Genomic DNA, 2,007 nt, shown 5'->3' with positions numbered 1-2,007 from the left:
ACACGCTCATCGACGCCGCCGCCCTGCTGCGCGAGCAGGGCGCTCCGGTCACCCTCCTGCTGGTCGGGGACGGCCCCGAGCGCCGGCTGGAACGTCATCAAGGTCATCTGGGGCCGCGACTGGGACCCGCTGCTCGCGCAGGACGTCGACGGCGTCCTGGTCAACCAGATGAACACGACGCCCGACGGCCAGTTCCAGACGTTCTCCGTCGAGTCCGGCGAGTACATCCGGGAGAAGTTCTTCGGCGACGACCCGCGGCTGCGCAAGATCGTCCAGCATCTGTCGGACGACGACCTGCGCAAGCTGTCGCGCGGCGGGCACGACTACCGCAAGGTGTACGCGGCGTTCAAGTCGGCCCGCGAGCACGTCGGGCAGCCGACCGTGATCCTCGCGCACACCATCAAGGGCTGGACGCTCGGCTCGGACTTCGAGGCCCGCAACGCCACCCACCAGATGAAGAAGCTCACCAAGGCCGAGCTGAAGGAGTTCCGGGACCGCCTCTACCTGGACATCCCCGACTCGGCGCTGGAGCAGCCGCTGCCGCCGTACTACCACCCCGGCGAGGACTCCGAAGAGATCCAGTACATGCGCGAGCGCCGCGCGGCCCTCGGCGGGTTCCTGCCGAAGCGGGTCGTGCGGGCCAAGACGCTCAAGCTGCCGGGCGACCCCGTCTACAGCGAGCTGAGGAAGGGGTCCGGCAAGCAGAACATCGCGACGACCATGGCGTTCGTCCGGCTGCTCAAGGACCTGATCAAGGACGAGAACATCGGCGCCCGGTTCGTACCGATCGCGCCGGACGAGTACCGCACATTCGGCATGGACTCGCTCTTCCCCACGTCCAAGATCTACTCGCCGCACGGGCAGACCTACGACGCCGTGGACCGCAAGCTGCTGCTGTCGTACAAGGAGGCCGAAAGCGGCCAGATGCTCCACGAGGGCATCAGCGAGGCGGGGTCGATGGCCTCCACCATCGCGGCGGCCACCGCCTACGCCACGCACGGCGAGCACATGATCCCGGTCTACATCTTCTACTCGATGTTCGGGTTCCAGCGGACCGGCGACCAGATGTGGGCGCTCGGCGACCAGATGGGCCGGGGGTTCCTGCTCGGCGCCACCGCCGGCCGCACGACGCTCACCGGTGAGGGCCTCCAGCACGCCGACGGCCACTCCCCGCTGCTCGCGGCGTCCAACCCCGCGTGCGTCCACTACGACCCGACGTGGGCGTTCGAGCTGGCCCACATCGTGAAGGACGCGCTGCGGCGCATGTACGGGTCGTCCGAGGAGCACCCCAACGGCGAGGACATCTTCTACTACCTCACCGTCTACAACGAGCCCTACCAGCAGCCCGCCGAGCCCGAGAACCTCGACGTCGACGGGCTCCTCAAGGGCCTGTACCGGCACAAGGCGGCCCCGGAGGTCGCCTCCGGGAACGGCGAGGCGCCCCGGGCGCAGATCCTCGCCTCCGGCGTCGGCGGCCGGTGGGCCCTCGAAGCGCAGCGGCTGCTCGCCGAGGACTGGGGCGTCGCCGCGGACGTGTGGTCGGCCACGTCGTGGAACGAGCTGGCCCGCGAGGCCCGCGAGTGCGACGACTGGAACCTGCTGAACCCCGACGCCGACCAGCGCGTCCCGTACGTCAGCCGGGTCCTCGACAACGTCGCCGGGCCGATCGTCGCGGTGTCGGACTACATGCGCGCCGTGCCCGACCAGATCGCGCCGTGGGTGCACGGCGACTACACCTCGCTCGGCACGGACGGGTTCGGGTTCTCCGACACCCGCGCCGCCGCCCGGCGGTTCTTCCACGTGGACGCCGCGTCGATCGTCCTCGCGGTGCTCACCCGCCTCGCCCGCCACGGCGAGATCAAGCCGGAGACCCTGACGGAGGCGATCCGGCGCTACCGGCTGGACGCCGAGGTCAGCGACGTCTTCGCGGGCGGCGTCGGCAGCGCCGAGAGCAACACCGGCGGCGACGCGTGATCTCCCAGGGGGGCGACCCCCTGGAACCCCCGT

The 2,007-nt window shown here is 70.3% G+C and carries 1 protein-coding gene; it reads left to right on the top strand.

From position 1 onward, the window contains the following. A partial coding sequence (locus tag AB0C69_RS41705) for a pyruvate dehydrogenase (acetyl-transferring), homodimeric type (protein WP_360362330.1) occupies positions 1-1,974 on the top strand: 1,974 nt, incomplete at its 5' end. Positions 1,975-2,007: the final 33 nt, after the last annotated feature.

The sequence above is a fragment of the Actinomadura sp. NPDC048032 genome (genome assembly GCF_040653175.1).
Lineage (GTDB): Bacteria > Actinomycetota > Actinomycetes > Streptosporangiales > Streptosporangiaceae > Spirillospora > Spirillospora verrucosospora.
The sequence above is the reverse complement of the archived record's forward strand: the minus strand, read 5'-3'. Positions and strand labels throughout refer to the sequence as shown.